This is a genomic window from Streptomyces sp. RLA131 (assembly GCF_056270125.1).
The window spans coordinates 5,986,333-6,008,574 of the sequence record NZ_JBWDOQ010000002.1; the positions used below are offsets into that span (position 1 = coordinate 5,986,333).

Consider the following 22,242-nt stretch of genomic DNA (forward strand, 5'->3'; position numbering starts at 1 on the left):
GGACACGCGATGTCATTCAATGGGACGCGGAGTACTGTGCACGGCATGTCTCGCAGCATCAGTCTCGCAGTGATCCCCGGTGACGGCATCGGCCAGGAGGTCGTGGCCGAGGGACTCAAGGTCCTCGCCGCCGTCCTCCCGCAGGACGTCAAGCTGGAGACCAAGGAGTACGACTTCGGCGCCAAGCGGTACCACGCGACGGGGGAGACCCTCACCGACGCCGATCTGGCCGCGCTCAAGGCGCACGACGCGATCCTACTGGGCGCCATCGGCGACCCGTCGGTGCCGTCCGGTGTGCTGGAGCGGGGCTTCCTGCTCAAGCTGCGCTTCGCCTTCGACCACCACGTCAACCTGCGGCCCTCGAAGCTGCTCCCCGGTGTCGCCACTCCGCTGGCCGGCTCCCCGGAGATCGACTTCGTCGTCGTCCGCGAAGGCACCGAGGGCCCGTACACCGGCAACGGCGGCTCGATCCGCACCGGCACCCCGCACGAGGTCGCCACCGAGGTCAGCCTCAACACGGCCTTCGGCATCGAGCGCGTGGTCCGGGACGCGTATGCCCGCGCCCAGGCCCGCCCGCGCAGGAAGCTGACGCTCGTCCACAAGAACAACGTGCTGGTGCACGCCGGCCACCTGTGGACCAACATCTTCAACAAGGTCGGCGAGGAGTTCCCCGACGTCACGACGGACTACCTGCACGTGGACGCGGCGACGATCTTCCTCGTCACGCAGCCCGAGCGGTTCGACGTGATCGTCACCGACAATCTCTTCGGTGACATCATCACCGACCTCGCCGCCGCCGTCTCCGGTGGCATCGGCGTCGCCGCCAGCGGCAACATCAACCCCAGCGGTGACTTCCCCTCGATGTTCGAGCCGGTGCACGGCTCCGCCCCGGACATCGCGGGCCAGGGCAAGGCCGACCCGACCGCCACCGTCCTGTCGGTCGCCCTGCTGCTCCGGCACCTCGGCTACCCGGACGAGGCCGCGCGGATCGACGACGCCGTCGCCACGGACCTCGCCGAGCGCACCACCGCCCGTTCCACCTCCGAGGTCGGCGACGTCCTCGCCGCGCGAGTAGCCGGCTGACCGCCGGGTTGTTTCCGCCAGTCGGCCCGGACGGTCAGTGAACCGTATTCACGACTGACCCAGCACCTCTCGGGCCGCACGTGTATGTCCACGGCCCCACCGCTGCGATAATCGGCGGTGGGGCCGCAGTGCGAGGGGAAACTCGGACGTCCTAGCACCACCGGGAACGGGACGGCGAGTGCGGTCCGCCCTGACCCTGATGGCCTTCACGGCAAAGGACACCACAGATGACCACGACGCCAACGATCGAGCTCAAGCCGTCCTCGCACCCGCTGTCCGACGCGGAGCGCGAGGCGATCCTGGCCAGCCCCGGGTTCGGCCGGCACTTCACCGACCACATGGTGACGATCCGCTGGACCGAGGGCCGTGGGTGGCACGACGCCCAGCTCGTCCCCTACGCGCCGCTGTCCATCGACCCGGCGAACATGACCCTCCACTACGCGCAGACGATCTTCGAGGGTCTCAAGGCCTACCGTCAGCCCGACGGCTCCGTCGCCACCTTCCGGCCGGAGGCCAACGCCGCCCGCTTCCAGTCCTCCGCCCGGCGCCTGGCCATGCCCGAACTGCCGGCCGAGACCTTTATCGCGGCGGTGGACGCACTCGTCCAGCAGGACAGGGCTTGGGTGCCCGCGCACGGCGGCGAGCAGTCGCTCTACCTGCGCCCCTTCATGTTCGCGGCCGAGGTCGGCCTGGGGGTGAAGCCCGCCAACGAATACCTCTTCATCGTCATCGCCTCGCCCGCGGGGGCCTACTTCCCCGGCGGTGTGAAGCCCGTCTCGATCTGGCTGTCCGAGGACCGCGTCCGCGCCGTTCCCGGCGGCATGGGCGACGCCAAGACCGGCGGCAACTACGCCGCCTCCCTGCTCGCCCAGGCCGAGGCCGCCGCCAGGGGCTGCGACCAGGTCGCCTACCTCGACGCGGTCGAGCACAAGTGGGTCGAGGAACTCGGCGGCATGAACCTGTACTTCGTCTACGGCGACAGGATCGTCACCCCGACGCTGACCGGTTCCCTGCTCGCCGGTGTGACCCGCGACTCGCTGCTCACCGTCGCCGGTGACCTCGGCTACGCGTCGGAGGAGGCCCGGGTCTCCATCGACCAGTGGAAGGCCGACGGCGAGAACGGCACCCTCACCGAGGTCTTCGCCTGCGGCACCGCCGCCGTCATCACCCCGGTCGGCACCGTCAAGTGCGACGCGGGCGAGTGGGCGCACAGCGGCGGGCAGCCCGGCGAGGTGACGCTGAAGCTGCGCGAGGCGCTGCTCAACATCCAGCGCGGCACCGCCGCCGACACCCACGGCTGGATGCACCCGCTGGGCGACTGACCCCGCCCGGCGTCCCGCGCCCGCTGAACCGAAGGCCGTACCCGCACATCATGGGTGCGGCCTTCGGCATGCCGGGAGCGAACCCCCTCCGACAGTTAGAGCACTGTTCGAACTCCTCTCAATGTGGACCACGCTGACGCGAAGGTCAATACTTCCCATCACTGAATTGTTACGTTAGAGTGACGTTCAAATTCTTCGGTCATGGGAGGTGTGGCGTCATGCGGCTGACCCCGACGGAACGCGACCGGCTGCTGCTGTTCGGCGCCGCCGAGCTGGCCCGGGCGCGCCGGGCGCGCGGCCTGCGGCTCAACGTCCCGGAGGCGACGGCGCTGATCGCCGACACGGTCTGCGAGGCCGCCCGGGACGGCGCCCGGCTCGCCGAGGCGATCGAGGCGGCCCGCAGGGTGCTCGGCCCCGACGACGTACTGCCCGGCGTCGCCGATGTCGTCACCGAGGTGCATGTCGAGGCCGTGTTCGACGACGGCTCGAGGCTCGCCGTGGTCTGCGACCCGATCGGCGGCGGTTCCCTCGGGGCACTGGCCCCCGGTGCCGTGCTGCCCGGCCCGGCCCGGCCCGACCCCGTGGCCGCCGTTCTGGTGACCGTGCGGAACGCTGCGACGGTGCCGGTCAGCGTCACCTCGCACTTCCACTTCTTCGAGGCCAACCCCCGGCTGGACTTCGACCGTGCCGCCGCCTACGGCATGCGGCTGAACGTGCCCGCCGGCTCCTCGGTCCGCTTCGGGCCGGGGGACACGGCGCAGGTCGGCCTCCTGCCGATCGGGGGCGACCGGATCGCCATCGGCTTCGCCGGCCTCGTCGACGGCCCCCTCGACGCCCCCGGCGCGAAGGAGGAGGCGCTGCGCCGCGCGGCCGCCTGCGGCTATCTGGGAACGGAAGCGGGAGCCGGGCGATGAGCATCGATCCGTACGAGTACGCCGCCGTCCACGGCCCGCGTGCCGGTGACCGGGTCCGGCTCGGCGACTCGGGCCTGGTGGTCCGCGTCGAGTCCGACTCGCAGCGGCCCGGCGACGAGTTCCTGGCCGGCTTCGGCAAGACCGCGCGGGACGGACTGCACCTCAAGGCCGCCGCCGTCCGGGAGACCTGCGACGTCGTGATCAGCAACGTCCTGGTCATCGACACCGCCGTGGGCATCCGCAAGGTCTCCGTCGGAATCCGTGAGGGCCGGATCCACTCCATCGGGCGGGCCGGGAACCCGGACACCGTGGACGGCGTCGACGTCGTGGTCGGCACCGGCACCTCCATCGTGTCCGGGGAGGGCCTGATCGCCACCGCCGGGGCCGTGGACACCCATGTCCATCTGCTCTCGCCGCGCATCATGGAGGCCTCACTGGCCTCCGGCGTGACCACCGTCATCGGCCAGGAGTTCGGCCCGGTGTGGGGGGTCGGCGTCAACTCGCCGTGGGCGCTGCGCCACGCCTTCAACTCCTTCGACGCCTGGCCGGTCAACATCGGCTTCCTCGGCCGGGGATCGTCCTCCGACCCGGCCCCGCTGGTGGAGGCGCTGGCCGAGGGCGGCGCCTGCGGCTTCAAGGTGCACGAGGACATGGGCGCCCACACCCGCGCCCTGGACACCGCGCTGCGGGTCGCCGAGGAGCACGACGTCCAGGTCGCGCTGCACAGCGACGGGCTGAACGAGTGCCTGTCGGTCGAGGACACCCTGTCGGTGCTCGACGGCCGCACGATCCACGCCTTCCACATCGAGGGCTGCGGCGGCGGACATGTGCCCAACGTCCTGAAGATGGCCGGCGTGCCGAATGTCATCGGCTCGTCCACCAACCCCACCCTGCCCTTCGGCCGGGACGCGGTCGCCGAGCACTACGGCATGATCGTCTCCGTCCACGACCTCAAGCCCGACCTGCCCGGCGACGCCGCCATGGCCCGCGACCGGATCCGCGCCGGGACGATGGGCGCCGAGGACGTGCTGCACGACCTGGGCGCGATCGGTATCACCTCGTCGGACGCGCAGGGCATGGGCCGGGCCGGCGAGACCGTACGCCGCACCTTCGCGATGGCCGGGAAGATGAAGGCCGAGCTGGGACCGCTCCTCGGGCGCGGCGGCGAGCCCGGCGACGGGCCGGACGACGACAACGCCCGCGTCCTGCGCTACATCGCCAAGCTCACCATCAACCCGGCGATCGCCCACGGCCTGGCGCACGAGATCGGCTCCATCGAGGTCGGGAAGCTCGCCGACATCGTGCTGTGGCGGCCCGCGTACTTCGGGGCCAAACCGCAGATGGTGCTCAAGTCCGGCTTCCCCGCGTACGGCGTCACGGGCGATCCCAACGCCGCCACCGACACCTGCGAGCCGCTGGTCCTCGGGCCGCTGTTCGGGGCGCACGGCGCCACCGCCGCCGATCTGTCGGTGGCGTTCACCGCCCGCGCGGCCGTGGAGTGCGAGGACGACCGGATGCCCACCCGCCGCCGCCGGGTCGCCGTGCGCGGCACCCGGGGGATCGGCCCGGCCGACCTCGTCCTCAACTCCCGTACCGGTCAGGTCGATGTCGACGGCCGCACCGGCCTGGTGACGCTCGACGGCGCCCCGATGCGCTCCGAGCCCGCCGACAGCGTCAGCCTCAGCCGCCTCTACTTCCTGTGACGAGGACCCGCACCATGAGCGACCAGCGCCGCCCCGCCGACGACGGCTACTCGATGCCCGCCGAATGGGCCCCGCACGAGCGCACCTGGATGGCCTGGCCCTCCCCGAACACCACCTTCGAGGACGGCGCGGAGCTGGCCGGAGCCCGCGCCGCCTGGGGCGAGGTGGCCCGTACGATCGCCCGCTTCGAACCGGTGACGGTCGTGGCCCGCCCGCAGGACGCCACCGGCGCGCGCACCCTGCTGGGGGAGGGAGTCACCGTCGTCCAGGCCCCGCTCGACGACGCCTGGATGCGCGACATGGGTCCCACCTTCCTCACCGGTGACGGCGGACTGGCCGCCGCCGACTGGGTGTTCAACGGCTGGGGCGCCCAGGAGTGGGCGGCCTGGGGGCACGACTCCGCAATCGCCGCCCATGTCGCCGGTCAGGCCGGTGCCCGCCGCTACACCACGTCCTTCGTCAACGAGGGCGGCGGCATCCATGTCGACGGAGAGGGCACCGTGCTGCTCACCGAGACCGTCCAGCTCGACCCCGGCCGAAACCCCGGCTGGACCCGCGAGCGGGCCGAGGCCGAGGTGCACGCCTTCCTGGGCACGAGCGAGGCGATCTGGCTGCCCCGGGGACTGACCGCCGACTACGGGCGCTTCGGCACCCGGGGCCATGTCGACATCGTGGCCGCCTTCGTCCGTCCCGGGGTGGTCGTCGTCCACAGCCAGCGGGATCCGGGCCACCCCGACCACGCCGTGTCCCAGGAGGTCGCCGAGCTGCTCCGCGCCTCCACCGACGCCCGGGGACGAAGGCTCCAGGTCGTCGAACTGCCCGCGCCGGGGATCCGCGAGGCCGACGGCGAGCTGGTCGACTACTCGTATGTGAACCACTACCTGTGCAACGGCGCGGTCGTCCTCTGCGCCTTCGACGACCCGGCCGACCGGATCAACGCCGCAATCTTCGCCGAGCTCTTCCCGGACCGCGAGGTCGTCCTGGTGGACGCCCGGACGATATTCGCCCACGGCGGCGGCATACACTGCATCACCCAGCAGCAGCCCAGGGCCTGACCAGCACGGAGGACGCGGTGACCGACTCGGCTCCACGCCCCCGGCGGCGCCAGAAACAGCCCCGTGAGGACGTCATGGCGGCCGCCATGCAGACCATCGCCGAACACGGACTGTCCGAGCTGACCATCGCGGGCCTGGGCCGCCAGGTCGGTATGAGCAGCGGCCATGTCCTCTACTACTTCGGCAACAAGGACGAACTGCTGCTGCAGACCCTGGAGTGGAGCGAGGAGCAGCTCGGCCACGAGCGGCGCCGGGCCCTCGCCCGCCGGGCCGGCCCGCGCGAGCGGCTGGAGGCGGTCATCGACCTCTATCTGCCCGACGGCCGCCGGGACCCCCGCTGGGCGCTGTGGTCCGAGGTCTGGAACCGCACCACGGCGGCCGAGGAGGTGCTGCTGCGCCAGCTCGAACTCGAACTGGTCTGGCACCGCGACCTGGTGGCCCTGCTGGCCGAGGGCATCTCCCGGGGCGACTTCCGCACCGTGGATCCCGAGCGCTTCACGGTCCGGCTGCGGGCCCTGCTCGACGGCTTCGGGGTGCCCCTCGTCGTCGGACTGCCGGGCACCGACCGCGAGCAGGTCCTCGGTCATGTCCGGGAGTTCCTGGACGAGACGCTGCTGCCCCGGGCGTGACCGCATCGTGAGACCCGGTCCCGGGGGCAGGTGAAGCTGTGCCACACTGCGCTCGTGCTCTCGCTCGCCATGACGATTATTGGCAGGGCGCGCCGGTCCGCAGTGACCGCCCCGTAGACCAGGTACGGAGCGGTAACCGTGTCCCAGACCCGCGCGCAGACCTCTCGCACCCGCGAGAGGTTTTTTCGTTTTCCGGCCCACCCACGCCGGACAGCGGAGCGCGAGGGATGATGGGGGCAAGTGGAGCCCGGTCCTCCGGATAGTTTCCGGATTCGGATACCACTCACCCGACAGGAGTTGGAACAGACCATGACGGCCGAACTGGACGACAGCTTTCACGTCTTCGACACCACGCTGCGCGACGGCGCGCAGCGCGAGGGCATCAACCTCACCGTCGCCGACAAGCTGACGATCGCCCGGCACCTGGACGACTTCGGGGTGGGCTTCATCGAAGGCGGCTGGCCCGGCGCCAACCCCCGCGACACCGAGTTCTTCGCCCGCGCCGCGACCGAGCTCGAACTGCGGCACGCGCAGCTCGTGGCCTTCGGCGCCACCCGCCGGGCCGGTGGCAACGCCGCCGAGGACCAGCAGGTCAAGGCACTGCTCGACTCCGGCGCCCCGGTCGTCACGCTGGTCGCCAAGTCCCACGACCGGCACGTCGAACTCGCCCTGCGCACCACCCTCGAAGAGAACCTGGAGATGGTCCGCGACACCGTCTCCTACCTGCGTTCCCAGGGCCGCCGGGTCTTCGTCGACTGCGAGCACTTCTTCGACGGCTACCGCGCCAACCCCGAGTACGCCAAGGCCGTCGTCCGCGCCGCCCACGAGGCCGGAGCCGATGTCGTCGTGCTCTGCGACACCAACGGCGGCATGCTCCCCGCCCAGGTCCAGGCCGTGGTCGGCGTCGTCCTGGCCGACACCGGCGCCCGCCTGGGCATCCACGCCCAGGACGACACCGGCTGCGCCGTCGCCAACACCCTGGCCGCCGTCGACGCCGGAGCCACCCACGTCCAGTGCACCGCCAACGGCTACGGCGAGCGGGTCGGCAACTCCAACCTCTTCCCGGTCGTCGCCGCCCTGGAACTGAAGTACGGCAAGCGGGTCCTGCCGGCGGGGGCGCTCGCCGAGATGACCCGCATCTCGCACGCCATCGCCGAGGTCGTCAACCTCGCGCCCTCCACCCACCAGCCCTATGTGGGTGTTTCCGCCTTCGCCCACAAGGCCGGGCTGCACGCCTCCGCGATCAAGGTCGACCCCGACCTCTACCAGCACATCGACCCCGAGCAGGTCGGAAACACCATGCGCATGCTGGTCTCCGACATGGCCGGCCGCGCCTCCGTCGAGCTCAAGGGCAAGGAACTCGGCGTCGACCTCGGCGCCGACCGCCAGGCCATCGGCCGCGTCGTCGAGCGGGTCAAGGAGCGCGAACTCCAGGGGTACACCTACGAGGCCGCCGACGCCTCCTTCGAGCTGCTGCTGCGCGAGGAGGTCGAGGGCCGGCCCTACCGCTACTTCCGGGTCGAGTCCTGGCGCGCCATCGTCGAGGACCGCCCCGACGGCACCCACGCCAACGAGGCCACCGTCAAGGTCTGGGCCAAGGGCGAGCGCATCGTCGCCACCGCCGAGGGCAACGGCCCCGTCAACGCCCTCGACCGCGCGTTGCGGGTGGGCCTGGAAAGGATCTACCCGCAGCTCGCCAAGCTGGAGCTCGTCGACTACAAGGTCCGCATCCTCGAAGGCAAGCACGGCACCGAGTCCACCACCCGGGTCCTGATCACCACCTCCGACGGCAGCGCCGAATGGTCCACGGTCGGCGTCGCCGAGAACGTCATCGCCGCGTCCTGGCAGGCCCTGGACGACGCCTACGCCTACGGCCTCCTGCGCGCCGGCGTGGAGCCCGAACCGCAGGGCTAGGCACCGCCGCCGCGCTTGTCCTCCAACGCGGGACGGGCTGAAGTCAGCTCACCGGCTACCGCTGGGTGGGGGTACCCCCGGTCCGGCGATCGAGGACGAAAGGCCGCAGGCCGCTGTCACGGCAGGATCACCGACCGGGTGAGATGGCGCGGCCGGTCCGGATCGAGACCGTGCGCCTCGGCGACCGCCACCGCGAGCCGCTGCGCCCGCACCAGGTCGGCGAGCGGATCCAGGCCGCTCGCCTCCAGGCGACCGCCCGTGCGCGCGACCTCGGCGCCGAGTCCGTCCGGCACCTCGCCGAACACCCAGGCGACCCGCCCCGGCCTGGTGACCGAGATCGGCCCGTGCCGGTACTCCATGGCCGGATAGGCCTCGGTCCACGCGCCCGCCGCCTCGCGCATCTTCAGCGCGGCCTCCAGGGCCATGCCGTACGTCCAGCCGGTGCCGAGGAAGGTGAACTGCCCGGCGCCCGGCAGCCCTTCGGGCAGCGGCTCGGCGATCGCCCGCCGTGCCCCGGCGACGGCCGGCCCGAGGTCCTGGCCGAGATGCGCACGCAGCAGGGCGAGCACGGTGGTCGCGAAGCGCGTCTGCACCACCGACTTCTCGTCGGCGAAGTCCAGCACCACCAGGTCGTCGACGAGTCCGTCCGCCGCGACCGGGGTGTCCGGATCACCGACCAGGGCGGTGGTGCGGACCGTACCGGACACCTCGCGCAGCAGCTCCAGAACCTCGGTGGTGGTGCCCGAGCGGGTGATCGCCACGATCCGGTCGTAGGCCCGGCCGCGCGGGAACTCCGAGGCGGCGAAGGCGTCCGTCTCGCCCTGACCGGTGTGCCGCTCGCGCAGCGCGGCGTAGGCCTGGGCCATGAACCACGAGGTGCCGCAGCCGACGACCGCGACGCGCTCACCCGCGGCCGGCAACACCCCTGTGAGGCCGACCGCCAGGGCCGCGGCCCGCTCCCAGCACTCCGGCTGGGTGCTGATCTCTTCGGAGGTGATCGACATACCGGGAATCTCCCCGCCGCCCGGGCCGCTCAAGCCCCGCCCTCACCGTCCAGGACCCAGAACGCCAGATACCAGATATCAGACGCCGGATATCTGATACCAGATACCAGATACCAGATATCAGATACCGGGCGCCGTCAGTCGGCCAGCAGCTCCGGCAGCTTGCGCATGTCGTCGAAGACCACCGTGCCCGGTCCCTCCAGCCGTGCCGCCGGGGTGACCCCGCCCGCGTAGCCGAACGCGCGCATTCCGGCGGCGCGGGCCGCCAGCACCCCGGGGCGGCTGTCCTCGACCACGACGCAGGCGGCGGGCTCCACGCCCATGACGCGGGCGGCGTGCAGGAACAGGTCCGGGGCCGGCTTGCCCCGGGCCACCTGCGGGTTGTCCTGCGCGCTGAAGATCCGGCCCGCGAAGTGGTCGTACAGGCCGGTGCGGCCCAGGGTGTGGCGCATTTTGGCGTGCCCGCCGCTGGAGCCGACGCAGGTGGCCGGCCCCAGGGCGGCGACCCCGGCGAGTGCCTCGTGGATGCCGTCCACGACGGTGAGCCCCGCGTCCACGTACTCGGCGTGCAGGGCCCGGAACCGGGCCAGCCAGGGGCCGGCGGTGCCCGCGCCCAGGCGGGTGTCGACCTCGTCGGTCATGGCCTGCGCGTTGCGGCCGATGAAGCGCTCCACGATCTCGGCCTCGGTGAGCGGCCAGCCGAACTCCGGTCCCATGGCGGTCAGTACGCGTACGGCGATCCGCTCGCTGTCCACCAGCACGCCGTCGCAGTCGAAGATGACGAGCCTTATTCGTTCGCTCACCCGCGCATGCTCGCATACGTTTGCGCGGTGACTTCGCAGACCTCCCCACCGACCTCCCCGCCGCCCGGCATCCGGCCCGCGGGCCCCGCCGACGCGGCCGTGATCGCCCGGATCCACATCGCCTCGCGCGAGGGGACCATGCCCTACCTGCCGCCCAGCACGCGCGCCGAGGCCGACGTGCGGTACTGGGTGGAGGAGATCGTGTTCAAGGAGTGCCGGGTCTGGCTCGCCGAGCAGGACGGCGAGGTCCTGGGCTACGCGGCGCTCGAAGGCGATCTGCTCGACCAGCTCTACCTGCTGCCCGCCGTCCGCCGCCGGGGCATAGGCACCCTGCTCCTGGACGAGGTCAGGCGGCACAGCCCCGAAGGCCTGTCGCTGCACGTCTTCCGGCAGAACACCGACGCCCGCGCCTTCTACGAACGGCACGGCTTCACCGTCACCGCCACCGACGACGGCGGCGCCAACATGGAGAACCTGCCGCAGCTGACCTACCGCTGGACGCCGTCCTCCCGGACCTCCTCCCAGGCCTCCTCCCAGACCTGAACGAGCACCGGGTCACCGACCGCGATCGTGCCCGGCCGCAGCACCGCCGCCTTGGCGGCGAAGCTGACGTTGCCGTCGTACTCGGGCTCCCGCCGGTAGCCGGCGAGGGTGCGGATCGGTTCGGGGCCCGCCGTACGGCCGGTGGCCTGGTCGACCATCGGTACGGAGCAGCGCATGGCGCGCACCGAGTAGCCCAGGCCGGTGGTGCCGATGGTCATCCGGCGGAAGCGGTCCTCGGTGTGGGGCCCGGGCCAGCCGGCGACGACGATGTTGGCCCGGAAGCGGTCCATGGGCACCGGCTCGGCGCCCCGGTCGGCGATGCGCCGGTTGAGGGCTTCCAGTGAGGCCAGGGAGACCACCGACAGGGCGTGCGCGTCCGCGAAGTTGACCTTTCCGGGGAGTTCGCCCCAGCCGTCGCGGTCGAAGCCGGGACGGACCCGGACCAGCCGCGACGCGGCGCGCAGGATGCCGGAGAACCAGTCGGCGGCGTCGTCGCCCTGGTCCACGGCCTCGCCCACGGCCCGGCCGAAGAGGCTGACCTCCCGCCGCCGCCCGTCCTGCGCCACGTCCAGCTCCAGGGCGTCCGTCCCGGGCGCCGTCAGCCGCAGCCGCTTGCCCGCGTCCATCACCTGGGCGCGGAGGACCGCCATCCGCGGGTTGGTGCGCTGGCTGCGGAAGGAGCCGTCGGCGGCGTCGACGACCATGAAGGTCCGGTCGTGGGCGAGCCCGGTCGCGGTGACCTCGGCGCTGGTGGCGTCGACGCCGGCGCAGCCCTTGACGGGGTAGTACGTCAGGGAGTGCACGACGGCGCAGGGCGTGGCAGACATGGTAAAGACCGTATCGAAGCAGCGGTGACCAATGGCACACGTACCGACCAGTAACGTAGCCGTCGCCGCGGCATAAGGTGTCGGCCGTACCTCCCCACCCCCGAACCGACCTGGGAGATCGCATGCGTTCCGCGAAGGACTTCTTCCGACCGCTCGCAGTGGGGGCTCCGGACCCCGTACGGGAGGTCCCGTTCCGGCCGTCGCGGATGATCCACTTCTTCGATCCGGGCAACGAGAAGATGGCCGCGAAGGTCCCCTCGATCGTGCCGAAGGTGGACGTCCTGCTCGGCAACCTGGAGGACGCGATCCAGGCCGACCGCAAGGAGGCCGCACGGACCGGCCTGGTGGAGATCGCCAAGGCCACCGAGTTCGGCGAGACCCAGCTGTGGACGCGGATCAACAGCCTGGACTCCCCGTGGGCGCTGGACGACCTGCTGACCCTGGTCACCGAGATCGGGCACAAGCTGGACGTGGTGATGGTGCCCAAGGTCGAGGGCGCCGAGGACATCCACTACGTGGACCGGCTGCTGGCCCAGCTGGAGGCCAAGGCGGGCCTGAGCCGACCGATCCTGGTCCACGCGATCCTGGAGACCGCCACCGGTGTGGCCAACGTCGAGGAGATCGCCGGGGCCAGCCCGCGCATGCAGGGCATGTCGCTGGGCCCCGCCGACCTCGCCGCGAGCCGGCGGATGAAGACCACCCGCGTCGGCGGCGGGCACCCGGGCTACCTGGTCCGTGAGGACCCCAAGGACCCCGACATGCAGGTCGAGCTGCCCCGGCTGACCTACCAGCAGGATCTGTGGCACTACACGATCGCCCGCATGGTCGACGCCTGCGCCGCGCACGGCATCCTGCCGTACTACGGTCCCTTCGGGGACATCCGGGACACCGTCGCCTGCGAGGACCAGTTCCGCAACGCCTTCCTGCTGGGCTGCGTCGGGGCTTGGAGCCTGCACCCGGTGCAGATCGACATCGCCAAGAAGGTCTTCTCGCCGGCCCCCGCCGACGTGGCCTGGGCCCGCAGGGTGATCGACGCCATGGGCGACGGCACGGGCGCGGTGATGATCGACGGGAAGATGCAGGACGACGCCACCTTCAAGCAGTGCCAGGTCGTCGCCGAACTGGCCGACGCGCTGGCCGCCCGTGACCCCGAGCTGGCGCGGGCCTACGAAGCCGCCTACAAGGAGCTGAACCGATGACCGACGCCGTGCTGCGCCCCCGGCGCTCCGTGCTCTACATGCCCGGCGCCAACGAGCGGGCGCTGGAGAAGGCCAGGACCCTCCCCGCGGACGCGCTGATCCTGGACCTGGAGGACTCGGTCGCCCCCGACGCCAAGGCCGACGCCCGCAAGCGCGTCGCCGCCGCGGCGGCGTCGGGCGAGTACGGATACCGGGAGCTGACCATCCGGGTGAACTCGCCCGGCACCCCCTGGCACGACGACGACCTGCGGGCCGCCGCCGAGGCCGGCCCGGACGCGATCGTGGTCCCCAAGGTGGACTCGCCGCAGACCGTGCACGCCATCGAGCGTGCCCTGGAAGCCGCCGGGGCCCCGGACCGCACCGCGATCTGGGCGATGCTGGAGACCCCGCAGGCCATGCTGGACGCCCGCGCGATCGCCGCCGCCTCCGACCGGCTGACCGTCCTGGTGATGGGCACCAACGACCTCGCCAAGGAGCTGCACGCGGAGCACGTCCCGGGCCGGGCCCCGCTCCTGACGGGGCTGTCGCTCGCGCTGCTGGCCGCCCGCGCCACCGGCAAGGTCATCCTCGACGGTGTCTACAACGACGTCACCGATCTCGACGGCTTCGAGGCCGAGTGCGTCCAGGGCCGCCGGTTCGGCTTCGACGGCAAGACGCTCATCCACCCGAAGCAGGTGGAGATCTGCAACAAGGCCTTCGCCCCCTCGGAGGAGGAAGTCAACAAAGCGGCCCGCATCATCGCCGCCTTCGACGAGGCCGTCGAGCAGGGCCGCGGCGTCGTCACGGTCGACGGAAGGATGATCGAGAACCTCCATGTGGAGGATGCTCGCCGTGTCCTCGCACTTGGCGAGGCTGTTGCCGGGAGGTAACGCCGAGCAGTACGGACGATACAAAGAAACGGCCCCGCAGCTGTCGTGCGGGGCCGTTCTTCTGTTGGTTCTGTCCAGATGCTCCATGAACTGGGGCCGGAGTCTGTGCGGAATCGACGCCGATTTACCGGGGCCATCGCTCGTAAGGTCGATGGCATGACCGTTTTGGACGAAGTCCCGGCCGAGCCCGCCGAGGCGAACGACGCCCGTGGCAGGGTCGCAGAACTGCACGCCATCCGCGAGCAGGTCCGGCGCGGGCCCAGTGACCGCGCGACCGAGGCCCAGAAGGCCAAGGGCAAGCTGACGGCTCGCGAGCGCATCGACCTGCTGCTCGACGAGGGTTCGTTCAACGAGGTGGAGCCGCTGCGGCGGCACCGCGCCACCGGCTTCGGCCTGGAGGCGAAGAGGCCCTACACCGACGGCGTCATCACCGGCTGGGGCACCGTCCACGGCCGTACCGTCTTCGTCTACGCCCACGACTTCCGGATCTTCGGCGGCGCGCTGGGCGAGGCCCACGCCACCAAGATCCACAAGATCATGGACATGGCCATCTCGGCCGGTGCCCCCCTGGTCTCCCTCAACGACGGCGCCGGCGCCCGGATCCAGGAGGGCGTCTCCGCCCTCGCCGGCTACGGCGGCATCTTCCAGCGCAACACCCGCGCCTCCGGCGTCATCCCGCAGATCTCCGTGATGCTCGGCCCGTGCGCGGGCGGCGCGGCCTACAGCCCGGCGCTGACCGACTTCATCTTCATGGTCCGCGAGACCTCGCAGATGTTCATCACGGGCCCGGACGTCGTACAGGCCGTCACCGGCGAGAAGATCACCCAGAACGGCCTGGGCGGCGCCGACGTCCACTCCGAGGTCTCCGGCGTCTCGCACTTCGCCTACGACGACGAGCAGACCTGCATCGAGGAGGTCCGCTACCTGCTGTCGATGCTGCCGCAGAACAACCGCGAGAACCCGCCGCCCACCCCCACGTCCGACCCCGTCGACCGGCGCGGCGACGTGCTGCTGGATCTGGTTCCGGCCAACGGCAACCAGGCGTACGACATGCACAAGGTGATCGAGGAGCTCGTCGACGACGGCGACTTCCTGGAGATCCACGAGCGCTGGGCGACCAACATCATCGTCGCCCTCGCCCGCCTCGACGGCCAGGTGGTCGGCATCATCGCCAACCAGCCCCTCGTCCAGGCCGGTGTCCTGGACATCGAGGCCAGCGAGAAGGCCGCCCGCTTCGTGCAGATGTGCGACGCGTTCAACATCCCCCTCGTCACCCTTCTGGACGTCCCCGGCTTCCTCCCGGGCGTCGACCAGGAGCACGGTGGCATCATCCGGCACGGTGCCAAGCTGCTGTACGCGTACTGCAACGCCACCGTGCCGCGGATCTCGCTGATCCTGCGCAAGGCCTACGGAGGTGCGTACATCGTCATGGACAGCCAGTCCATCGGTGCCGACCTCACCTATGCCTGGCCCACCAACGAGATCGCGGTGATGGGCGCCGAAGGTGCCGCCAACGTCATCTTCCGCAAGCAGATCGCCGAGGCCGACGACCCCGACGCCGTGCGCACCGCCATGGTCAAGGAATACAAAAGCGAGCTCATGCACCCTTACTACGCAGCGGAGCGTGGCCTGGTGGATGACGTGATCGACCCGGCGGAGACCAGGCAGGTCCTCATCCGGTCGCTCGCGATGCTGCGCACGAAGCACGCCGACCTGCCGTCGCGCAAGCACGGTAACCCGCCCCAGTAAGGGAGAAACGACCACTGTGAGCACCCCTACTGCCGACAGCGCCCTCGTCCGCGTCGAGAAGGGTCTGGCCAGCGACGAAGAGCTGGCCGCCCTGACCGCCGTCCTGCTGGCCCGTGCCGGCGCCGCCTCGGGCGGCGACGGGGCCACGGCCACGGACTACGTCAAGCCCCGCTCCGTCGCCGGGTGGCGCCGCCTGGAGCGGCAGTCCGGCTTCGCCGCCCCGCACTCCTGGCGCAGCTGAGCGCGAACGTCCCTCACGGGAACACAGTGGGCCCGCACCGACCGGTGCGGGCCCACTGTGTTTGTGCTGCTGCGGCCGGTGCTGCGGCCGGTGCCGCGGCCGCTGTCGCGACCGCGGCGGCGAACCCTAGCGCAGGCGTGCCATCAGCGCGTGCTCGACCAGCGTGATGAGGGCGCTCTTGGCCTCGCCGCGGTGGCGCGCGTCGGTGATGATGATCGGCGCCTCGGGGCCGATCTGCAGGGCCTCGCGGACCTCTTCGGGCTTGTAGGGCTGCTGGCCGTCGAAGCCGTTGAGGGCGATGACGAACGGCAGACCGCTGTTCTCGAAGTAGTCGACCGCGGGGAAGCAGTCGGCGAGCCGGCGGGTGTCGACGAGCACGACCGCGCCGATCGCGCCGCGCACCAGGTCGTCCCACATGAACCAGAAGCGGTCCTGGCCCGGGGTGCCGAACAGGTAGAGGATCAGGTCCTGGTCGAGCGTGATACGGCCGAAGTCCATGGCCACGGTGGTCGTGGTCTTGTCCGGCGCGTGGGTCAGGTCGTCGATCCCGGCGGACGCCGATGTCATCACGGCCTCGGTGCGCAGCGGGTTGATCTCCGATACGGCACCGACGAACGTGGTTTTGCCCACGCCGAAGCCGCCCGCCACCACAATCTTCGCTGAGGTGGTTGAGCGAGCTGGACCGCTAGAGCTTGCGAAGTCCACTGAGCACCCTTTCGAGCAATGTCACGTCTGGCTGACCGCCCGCGGCTTCGTCGCCACCGGGCTGGTGGATCGCGACGAGGCCGGCCTCGGCCAGATCGGCTACGAGGATTCGGGCAACGCCGAGGGGGATGGAGAGGAGCGCGGAGATCTCCGCGACCGACTTGATCTCCCGGCAGAGGATGCAGATCCGCTGGTGCTCCGGCAACTGCCCCCGCAGTTGCGCCGGTTCGGCCGAGGTGCTGACCAGTGCCTCAAGGGCGAGCTGGTAGCGCGGCCGGGTACGGCCACCGGTCATCGCGTACGGACGGACCAATGGCTGTGAGTCCGAACCGACCGGTGTGGGGCGAGCCGCCCTCGGTGCGCGCGAGGACGGGGACTGCGGAGACTCGTACGGCTGATTCCTCGGCTGCCGGTGTTGTGGCTGGTTACCAGGAGCACCGTGCACGGGCTCCTGGCTCGGAGTCGAGGGGAAGTTGTACCGCTGGTAAGGCGGCTGCTGATACGGATTGCCGTACTGATCTCCGCCTGGGGGCGTTGCCACGGTTCCTCCTCCAGCTGGTCGACGCGTCCGATGCACCTTACGGCGCATCAGACGCGTCCGCATGCCTGTCCGTTAGTTGAGCAGGCTGCCCTGCAGTTCAGCGCGCAGATCGGGGGTGAGAACGGATCCCGCCCGGTCGACGAGCAGCGCCATCTCGTAGCCCACGAGGCCGATGTCGCACTCGGGGTGCGCGAGGACGGCCAGTGAGGAACCGTCGGATACGGCCATGAGGAAGAGGAATCCGCGTTCCATCTCCACCACGGTCTGGTTGACGCTGCCGCCCTCGAAGATGCGGGAGGCTCCCGCGGTCAGCGAGGTCAGTCCCGAGGCGACCGCGGCGAGCTGGTCCGCCCGGTCTCTCGGGAAACCCTCGGACATCGCCAGCAGCAGGCCGTCGGCAGAGACCACAACCGTGTGGGACACCCCGGGGGTGTTGTCCACGAAGTTGGTGATCAACCAGTTCAGGTTCTGTGCCGCCTGGCTCATCGGACTCAACTAACGCTCCTGGTGATTGGGGCCGAAGCCCTGGCCGTTCGTGTCAGTTCCCGCAGTGCGTCCCTGCTGGACACCGCGTCGCAGATTACTCAGCCGGCCGCGGATGTCCTCGGGTGCACGAGAGACCGAAGGGCCGCTCTGCGGAGTCTGCTGTGCGGTGCCCGGGACCAGGTTGGCCTTGGGGACCCGCCGGGGCAGGCCGGAGGGGGTGACCCCGCCGGCCTTGGGCTCGCGGGCCTGCTCGGCCCGCTGCCAGTTCTGGTCGTTGGCCGACCGCCACTCCGCGGGGTCGTCCTGCGACGGCCGCACCGGAGCGGCGCTCTGCGCCTGCTGTGGCTGGTTCTGTGCCGGAACCGCCGGCTGCTCGGGCTGCTGCCAACCACTGCGGTCACGACGCGGCAGGCCGGCGTCGGTCAGCGAGTTGGAAACACTGGAGCTGGGGCCCGGTCGTTCGAAGCCTACGCGCTCCGGAGCCTCAAAGGGGGCGATCCCGGAGGAAGCAGCGGATACGGGAGCGGAGCCGGGGGCCTGCTGCTGGTAGGGCAGCGGCTCCTGGTAGCCGAACCCGTTGCCGTTGCTCTCGTACGACGGCTGCTGCGGCTCGGTGTACCCCTGCACCGGCTGCGGCCAGTCGTCCTGGTACGTCTGCTCCGGGTAGAGCTGCTCGTCGTAGGACTGCTGCTGCGGCGGCTGCTCGGAGTAGGAGTGTTCGTCGTACCCCTGGGGGGCCACCTGCCCGTTGGACCCGTTGGACCCGTTGGACCCGTTGACCCCGCCGGCCCCGTTGAGCTCGCCGGCTCCGTTGACCCCGTTCAGGAGGCCGTTGCCCCCACCGACTCCGTTGGAGCCGTTGGAGCCGTTGGAATCGTAGCCGTTCGGAGCGTAGGCCTGCGGCTCGAAGCCCTGGTCGTACGACTGCTGCTGACCCCCGTAGCCGCCCTGCTCCGGGACCCTGTCCCCGGTGCCGGATTCCAGCTGCGCGCGGCGTTCCTCGCGCATGAGGGAGCGGCCGACGGGGTCGAGGGAGCGGGCGTCGTCGGGGATCTGGAGGGCGTCGTAGCGGGAGTCGTCGAAGCCGAGTTCGGCGGCGGTGGGCGCGTAGGCGGCGAACTGGTCGGTCTCGTGCTGGGGGAAGATGCGGGAGACGGTGAAGTCGTCCTCGGGGGAGACCTCCTCGCCGCCGCCTCCGTGGGTGATGGGTTCGGGGAGCATGACCAGGGAGGTGGTTCCGGCCTGCTCGCCGGAGGGGCGGAGCTGGACGCGGATGCCGTGGCGGTCGGCGAGGCGGCCGACCACGAACAGGCCCATGCGCTTGGAGATGGAGGCGTCGACGGTGGGCGGGTCGGCGAGTTTGTGGTTGATGTCGGCGAAGTCCTCGGCGGTCAGGCCGATGCCCTTGTCGTGGATCTCGACCATGACGCGGCCGTCGGGGAGCCGGGTGGCGGTGACGCGGACCTTGGTCTGGGGGGAGGAGAAGGTGGTGGCGTTCTCCAGGAGCTCGGCCAGGAGGTGGACGAGGTCGGTGACGGCGGTGCCGTGGATCTCGGTCTCGGGGATGCCGACGAGTTCGATGCGTTCGTAGGCCTCGACCTCGGAGGCGGCGGCGCGCAGGACGTCGACGAGGGGGACGGGCTGGTTCCAGCGGCGGCCGGGTTCCTCGCCGGCCAGGACCAGGAGGTTCTCGCCGTTGCGGCGCATGCGGGTGGCGAGGTGGTCCATCTTGAAGAGGTGTTCGAGCTGGTCGGGGTCGGCCTCGTTGTTCTCCAGCTCGGTGATGAGGGTGAGCTGGCGCTGGATGAGGCCCTGGTTGCGGCGGGAGAGGTTGGTGAAGATCGCGTTGACGTTGCCGCGGAGCAGGGCCTGTTCGGCGGCGAGGCGGACGGCTTCGCGGTGGACCTGGTCGAAGGCGCGGGCGACCTCGCCGATCTCGTCCGTGGAGTTGATCGGGATGGCCTGGATGCGGGTGTCGACCCGGCCGGGCTCGGTGCGCGAGAGCTGGTCGACCAGGGCGGGCAGGCGCTGCTCGGCGACCTCGAAGGCGCCGTTGCGCAGGCGGCGCATGCTGTTGCTCATCGAGCGGGCCATCATCGCGGCCACGATGAACGCGATGATCAGCGCCACCAGCACCACCGCCGAGTTGACGATCGCGTCCGTGCGCGCGCTGGACGCGATGTCCTGCGAGTCGCTGTAGGCCTGGCCCGAGAGGTGCTGGGAGATGTTGCGGTAGGCGTCGAAGGCCAGCGTTGACGCGGCGAACCAGCTCTGCGCGGTGACGCCCTTGCTCTTGAGCGTGCTGGGCGAGGCACCGGAGGCGATGAGTTCGATCATCGTCGTGATGTTCGGCGGGGCCTTGAAGGCCACACCGGCCGCGGCCGCCTGCTCGGCGGCCTTGGTGGCCTGCTCCTTGCCCTTCTTGGTGGCCGCGGTCTGCTCGTCCTTCAGCCGCTGCAGGTCCTCGTCGGTGCCGCCGCCCTGGTACTCCTGGAGGGCGATCTGCTGGAGGTAGGCCCAGGAGGCGAAGGAGGTCAGCTGCGTGTCGAGTTCACCCTTGGCGAGCTTGCTGCGGTCCTCGACCAGCAGGTGCGTGCCGATGGACCGGCTCAGCGACTCCGAGGCCTGCGCGAGCACGATGGCGTAGAGCGTACGGCCGTAGGCGGCGATGTTGCCGGTGCCGAAGCCGAGTTCGTTGGCCAGCTCCATCAGCGGGTGCTGGACGGCGATGTAGCCCTCTTCGGTCTGCACCCCCGACAGCGCCTTGGTGAAGGCGACCGAGCGGAGCTTGGTCAGCTGCTTCTCGCCCGTGCGCACCGCCGTGACGCGACGCTGCAGACGCTCGGTGTCGGGCATGTCGGTGACGGCCTGGTCGAACCCGGCCTTGGCCGTGTCGGTGGCCGCGCGGGCCTGGGTGACCGTCTTGTTCTTGGTGTCGCCCTGGAGGAGGGGAACCACGGACACATCGCGCTCGTTGATCAGAGCGGTGCTGTACGTCATGGCCGTACGGACCACCTCGGCGGTACGCACCGCGTCGTCGGCCTGCTGCCAGGTCTGCACCGAGCTCTGCACCCGGAATCCGCCGAACACCAGGGCGACGAGCACCGGGATGAGGAGGATGGCGTTCAGGCGCGTGCCCACCCGCCAGTTGCGAATGGCAAAGCGACTGCCCGGCCCTGCCGGGGCCTCGGCCACCGGCTCGGACGGGGAGGGAGACGGGGCTCCCGGGGTGCTCGCGTATCGCGCAGGCGGTGTGAAATTGCCACGCGGGTGGTCCGCGGGACCCGGCTCTGCTCGCCTTGTGTTCCTCACTCGACCAACAACCTCTCGGCGACGGCACTGATGGGGCCGTTACTACTGTCGGGTTCAGCGAATTCCAGCACGTCATGGGGGTGCTCTACAAACGTTGTGCCGGGGGCTCTCCGAGCTGGAATCACGCCTGATAAAACGGGCATAAGGTTGAAGCGGTAGCAAATTGTCGGGCGATGAGTGCTCTATGAAACCGTCCGGGAGCAGCTTGTGTTCGCGGCCGGTTTGATTCTCTGTCGAAACGTTATGAACACAAGGACCGGCCGTGTCAGAAGACACAGCCGGTCCGTGCCGCAACTGGCAAACTGGAGTGCTTACTTGAGGCGAGCGAGCAGCGCGTGCTCCACGAGCGTGATCAAAGCGCTCTTCGCCTCGGCACGGTGCCGGGCGTCCGTGGTGATGATCGGGGCGTCGGGGCCGATCTGCAGGGCCTCGCGCACCTCCTCCGGACGGTAGGGCTGGTGCCCGTCGAAGCCGTTGAGGGCGATGACGAACGGCAGACCGCTGTTCTCGAAGTAGTCGACCGCGGGGAAGCAGTCGGCGAGCCGGCGGGTGTCGACGAGCACGACCGCGCCGATCGCGCCGCGCACCAGGTCGTCCCACATGAACCAGAAACGGTCCTGGCCCGGGGTACCGAACAGGTACAGGATCAGGTCGTCGTCGAGCGTGATACGGCCGAAGTCCATGGCCACGGTGGTCGTGGTCTTGTCCGCGACATGGCTCAGGTCGTCGATCCCGGCCGACGCGGAGGTCATCACGGCCTCCGTGCGCAACGGGCTGATCTCCGAGACCGCGCCGACGAACGTGGTCTTGCCCACGCCGAAGCCGCCCGCCACCACGATCTTGGCCGAGGTGGTGGAACGAGCGGCAGGCGGACTTCCGTACGCCGCCTGCTGCCCGGGCCTAGAGCTTGCGAAGTCCACTGAGCACCCTTTCGAGCAATGTCACATCGGGCTGTCCGCCGGCCTCACTGCTGCTCGGCTGGTGGATGGAGACCATTCCGGCCTCCGCCAGGTCGGCCACCAGGATCCGGGCCACGCCGAGCGGAATGGCCAGCAGCGCCGAGATCTCCGCGACCGACTTGAGCTCGCGGCACAGATGGCAGATGCGCTGGTGCTCGGGGAGCAGCCCCTGGTACGCACTCGGGTCGGCGGATGTGCTGACCAGCGCCTCGATGGCGAGCTGGTAGCGGGGCCGGGTGCGGCCACCGGTCATGGCGTACGGCCGCACCAGCGGCTGGTCGCCTTCCACCCCGTACGGCGCGTGGTGGGACGCGCCGTACGGGCCGGGCGAGGCGGGCGGCGGTGTCATGGGTCCTCCGGATCGAGCGGAAGCGGTCGCGAATC

At 70.6% G+C, this 22,242-nt stretch carries 21 protein-coding genes; 12 read left to right on the plus strand and 9 right to left on the minus strand.

Features of this window, described 5'->3' with window-relative positions; all coding sequences use genetic code 11:
- Positions 1-45: 45 nt before the first annotated feature.
- From RWE79_RS28060 to cimA, 7 genes are all read left to right on the plus strand, one after another.
- A complete protein-coding gene (locus RWE79_RS28060) occupies positions 46-1,083 on the plus strand; it encodes a 3-isopropylmalate dehydrogenase (protein WP_475942853.1) in 1,038 nt (345 codons plus the stop codon).
- A gap of 227 nt (positions 1,084-1,310) precedes the next feature.
- On the plus strand, positions 1,311-2,405 hold the full coding sequence (locus RWE79_RS28065) for a branched-chain amino acid aminotransferase (protein ID WP_475942854.1): 1,095 nt from the start codon (positions 1,311-1,313) through the stop codon (positions 2,403-2,405).
- A 218-nt stretch (positions 2,406-2,623) separates the two neighbouring features.
- Positions 2,624-3,319 carry an urease subunit gamma gene (ureA, locus tag RWE79_RS28070; protein WP_475942855.1) on the plus strand — a complete coding sequence of 232 codons (696 nt, stop codon included), beginning with the start codon at positions 2,624-2,626 and terminating at the stop codon, positions 3,317-3,319.
- The gene (locus tag RWE79_RS28075; RefSeq protein ID WP_475942856.1) at positions 3,316-5,022 is read left to right on the plus strand and encodes an urease subunit alpha; all 1,707 of its coding nucleotides are present in this window, start codon (positions 3,316-3,318) and stop codon (positions 5,020-5,022) included. The genes ureA and RWE79_RS28075 overlap by 4 nt, the downstream gene beginning before the upstream one ends.
- Before the next feature lie 14 nt (positions 5,023-5,036).
- Positions 5,037-6,077 carry an agmatine deiminase family protein gene (locus RWE79_RS28080; RefSeq protein ID WP_475942857.1) on the plus strand — a complete coding sequence of 347 codons (1,041 nt, stop codon included), beginning with the start codon at positions 5,037-5,039 and terminating at the stop codon, positions 6,075-6,077.
- Positions 6,078-6,151: 74 nt separating this feature from the next.
- Positions 6,152-6,706 (plus strand): TetR/AcrR family transcriptional regulator, encoded by a 555-nt coding sequence (locus RWE79_RS28085; RefSeq protein ID WP_475946155.1) that lies wholly within the window; start codon positions 6,152-6,154, stop codon positions 6,704-6,706.
- 309 nt (positions 6,707-7,015) lie between these two features.
- Positions 7,016-8,620 carry a citramalate synthase gene (gene cimA / locus RWE79_RS28090; RefSeq protein ID WP_475942858.1) on the plus strand — a complete coding sequence of 535 codons (1,605 nt, stop codon included), beginning with the start codon at positions 7,016-7,018 and terminating at the stop codon, positions 8,618-8,620.
- A 116-nt stretch (positions 8,621-8,736) separates the two neighbouring features.
- Here the strand turns inward: cimA and RWE79_RS28095 are convergent, their stop codons facing one another.
- Positions 8,737-9,624 carry an SIS domain-containing protein gene (locus RWE79_RS28095; RefSeq protein ID WP_475942859.1) on the minus strand — a complete coding sequence of 296 codons (888 nt, stop codon included), beginning with the start codon at positions 9,622-9,624 and terminating at the stop codon, positions 8,737-8,739.
- A 137-nt stretch (positions 9,625-9,761) separates the two neighbouring features.
- Positions 9,762-10,427, minus strand: a complete 666-nt coding sequence (locus tag RWE79_RS28100) for an HAD family hydrolase (protein ID WP_475942860.1) — start codon at positions 10,425-10,427, stop codon at positions 9,762-9,764.
- A gap of 27 nt (positions 10,428-10,454) precedes the next feature.
- Between RWE79_RS28100 and RWE79_RS28105 the strand changes: the two genes are divergently transcribed.
- The gene (locus tag RWE79_RS28105; RefSeq protein WP_475942861.1) at positions 10,455-10,970 is read left to right on the plus strand and encodes an N-acetyltransferase family protein; all 516 of its coding nucleotides are present in this window, start codon (positions 10,455-10,457) and stop codon (positions 10,968-10,970) included.
- On the opposite strand, the gene RWE79_RS28110 is transcribed toward RWE79_RS28105, so the two are convergent.
- Complete coding sequence (locus RWE79_RS28110; protein ID WP_475942862.1) at positions 10,916-11,797, minus strand: MOSC domain-containing protein; 882 nt, start codon at positions 11,795-11,797, stop codon at positions 10,916-10,918. The two genes, RWE79_RS28105 and RWE79_RS28110, sit on opposite strands and share 55 nt — an antisense overlap.
- A gap of 122 nt (positions 11,798-11,919) precedes the next feature.
- Between RWE79_RS28110 and RWE79_RS28115 the strand changes: the two genes are divergently transcribed.
- The 4 genes from RWE79_RS28115 to RWE79_RS28130 all read left to right on the plus strand — a co-directional run bounded on the left by RWE79_RS28115 (position 11,920) and on the right by RWE79_RS28130 (position 15,855).
- The gene (locus RWE79_RS28115; protein WP_475942863.1) at positions 11,920-12,996 is read left to right on the plus strand and encodes an HpcH/HpaI aldolase/citrate lyase family protein; all 1,077 of its coding nucleotides are present in this window, start codon (positions 11,920-11,922) and stop codon (positions 12,994-12,996) included.
- Entirely contained in the window at positions 12,993-13,865 is an 873-nt protein-coding gene (locus RWE79_RS28120) for an HpcH/HpaI aldolase/citrate lyase family protein (RefSeq protein ID WP_475942864.1), read from the plus strand. The genes RWE79_RS28115 and RWE79_RS28120 overlap by 4 nt, the downstream gene beginning before the upstream one ends.
- 156 nt (positions 13,866-14,021) lie before the next feature.
- Positions 14,022-15,614, plus strand: coding sequence for an acyl-CoA carboxylase subunit beta (locus tag RWE79_RS28125; RefSeq protein WP_475942865.1), 1,593 nt, complete (start codon positions 14,022-14,024; stop codon positions 15,612-15,614).
- Positions 15,615-15,630: 16 nt separating this feature from the next.
- On the plus strand, positions 15,631-15,855 hold the full coding sequence (locus RWE79_RS28130; RefSeq protein WP_475942866.1) for an acyl-CoA carboxylase epsilon subunit: 225 nt from the start codon (positions 15,631-15,633) through the stop codon (positions 15,853-15,855).
- A 126-nt stretch (positions 15,856-15,981) separates the two neighbouring features.
- Here the strand turns inward: RWE79_RS28130 and RWE79_RS28135 are convergent, their stop codons facing one another.
- From RWE79_RS28135 to RWE79_RS28160, 6 genes are all read right to left on the minus strand, one after another.
- Positions 15,982-16,560, minus strand: a complete 579-nt coding sequence (locus RWE79_RS28135) for a GTP-binding protein (protein ID WP_475942867.1) — start codon at positions 16,558-16,560, stop codon at positions 15,982-15,984.
- Complete coding sequence (locus RWE79_RS28140; protein ID WP_475942868.1) at positions 16,541-17,101, minus strand: DUF742 domain-containing protein; 561 nt, start codon at positions 17,099-17,101, stop codon at positions 16,541-16,543. The genes RWE79_RS28135 and RWE79_RS28140 overlap by 20 nt, the downstream gene beginning before the upstream one ends.
- Positions 17,102-17,173: 72 nt before the next feature.
- Positions 17,174-17,587 (minus strand): roadblock/LC7 domain-containing protein, encoded by a 414-nt coding sequence (locus RWE79_RS28145; RefSeq protein WP_329311891.1) that lies wholly within the window; start codon positions 17,585-17,587, stop codon positions 17,174-17,176.
- Between the two features lie 9 nt (positions 17,588-17,596).
- Positions 17,597-20,899, minus strand: coding sequence for a nitrate- and nitrite sensing domain-containing protein (locus RWE79_RS28150; RefSeq protein WP_475942869.1), 3,303 nt, complete (start codon positions 20,897-20,899; stop codon positions 17,597-17,599).
- Between the two features lie 311 nt (positions 20,900-21,210).
- On the minus strand, positions 21,211-21,819 hold the full coding sequence (locus RWE79_RS28155; RefSeq protein ID WP_475942870.1) for a GTP-binding protein: 609 nt from the start codon (positions 21,817-21,819) through the stop codon (positions 21,211-21,213).
- Entirely contained in the window at positions 21,800-22,207 is a 408-nt protein-coding gene (locus RWE79_RS28160; protein WP_475942871.1) for a DUF742 domain-containing protein, read from the minus strand. Before RWE79_RS28160 ends, RWE79_RS28155 begins: the two co-directional genes overlap by 20 nt.
- Between the last annotated feature and the right edge of the window lie 35 nt (positions 22,208-22,242).

What these genes read in the sequence shown, in the direction of transcription:
- RWE79_RS28060 (WP_475942853.1), top strand. Translation starts at nt 46, where the DNA reads ATGTCTCGCAGCATCAGTCTCGCAGTGATCCCCGGTGACGGCATCGGC.
- RWE79_RS28065 (WP_475942854.1), top strand. Translation starts at nt 1,311, where the DNA reads ATGACCACGACGCCAACGATCGAGCTCAAGCCGTCCTCGCACCCGCTG.
- ureA (WP_475942855.1), top strand. Translation starts at nt 2,624, where the DNA reads ATGCGGCTGACCCCGACGGAACGCGACCGGCTGCTGCTGTTCGGCGCC.
- RWE79_RS28075 (WP_475942856.1), top strand. Translation starts at nt 3,316, where the DNA reads ATGAGCATCGATCCGTACGAGTACGCCGCCGTCCACGGCCCGCGTGCC.
- RWE79_RS28080 (WP_475942857.1), top strand. Translation starts at nt 5,037, where the DNA reads ATGAGCGACCAGCGCCGCCCCGCCGACGACGGCTACTCGATGCCCGCC.
- RWE79_RS28085 (WP_475946155.1), top strand. Translation starts at nt 6,152, where the DNA reads ATGGCGGCCGCCATGCAGACCATCGCCGAACACGGACTGTCCGAGCTG.
- cimA (WP_475942858.1), top strand. Translation starts at nt 7,016, where the DNA reads ATGACGGCCGAACTGGACGACAGCTTTCACGTCTTCGACACCACGCTG.
- RWE79_RS28095 (WP_475942859.1), bottom strand. Translation starts at nt 9,624, where the DNA reads ATGTCGATCACCTCCGAAGAGATCAGCACCCAGCCGGAGTGCTGGGAG.
- RWE79_RS28110 (WP_475942862.1), bottom strand. Translation starts at nt 11,797, where the DNA reads ATGTCTGCCACGCCCTGCGCCGTCGTGCACTCCCTGACGTACTACCCC.
- RWE79_RS28115 (WP_475942863.1), top strand. Translation starts at nt 11,920, where the DNA reads ATGCGTTCCGCGAAGGACTTCTTCCGACCGCTCGCAGTGGGGGCTCCG.
- RWE79_RS28120 (WP_475942864.1), top strand. Translation starts at nt 12,993, where the DNA reads ATGACCGACGCCGTGCTGCGCCCCCGGCGCTCCGTGCTCTACATGCCC.
- RWE79_RS28125 (WP_475942865.1), top strand. Translation starts at nt 14,022, where the DNA reads ATGACCGTTTTGGACGAAGTCCCGGCCGAGCCCGCCGAGGCGAACGAC.
- RWE79_RS28145 (WP_329311891.1), bottom strand. Translation starts at nt 17,587, where the DNA reads ATGAGCCAGGCGGCACAGAACCTGAACTGGTTGATCACCAACTTCGTG.
- RWE79_RS28160 (WP_475942871.1), bottom strand. Translation starts at nt 22,207, where the DNA reads ATGACACCGCCGCCCGCCTCGCCCGGCCCGTACGGCGCGTCCCACCAC.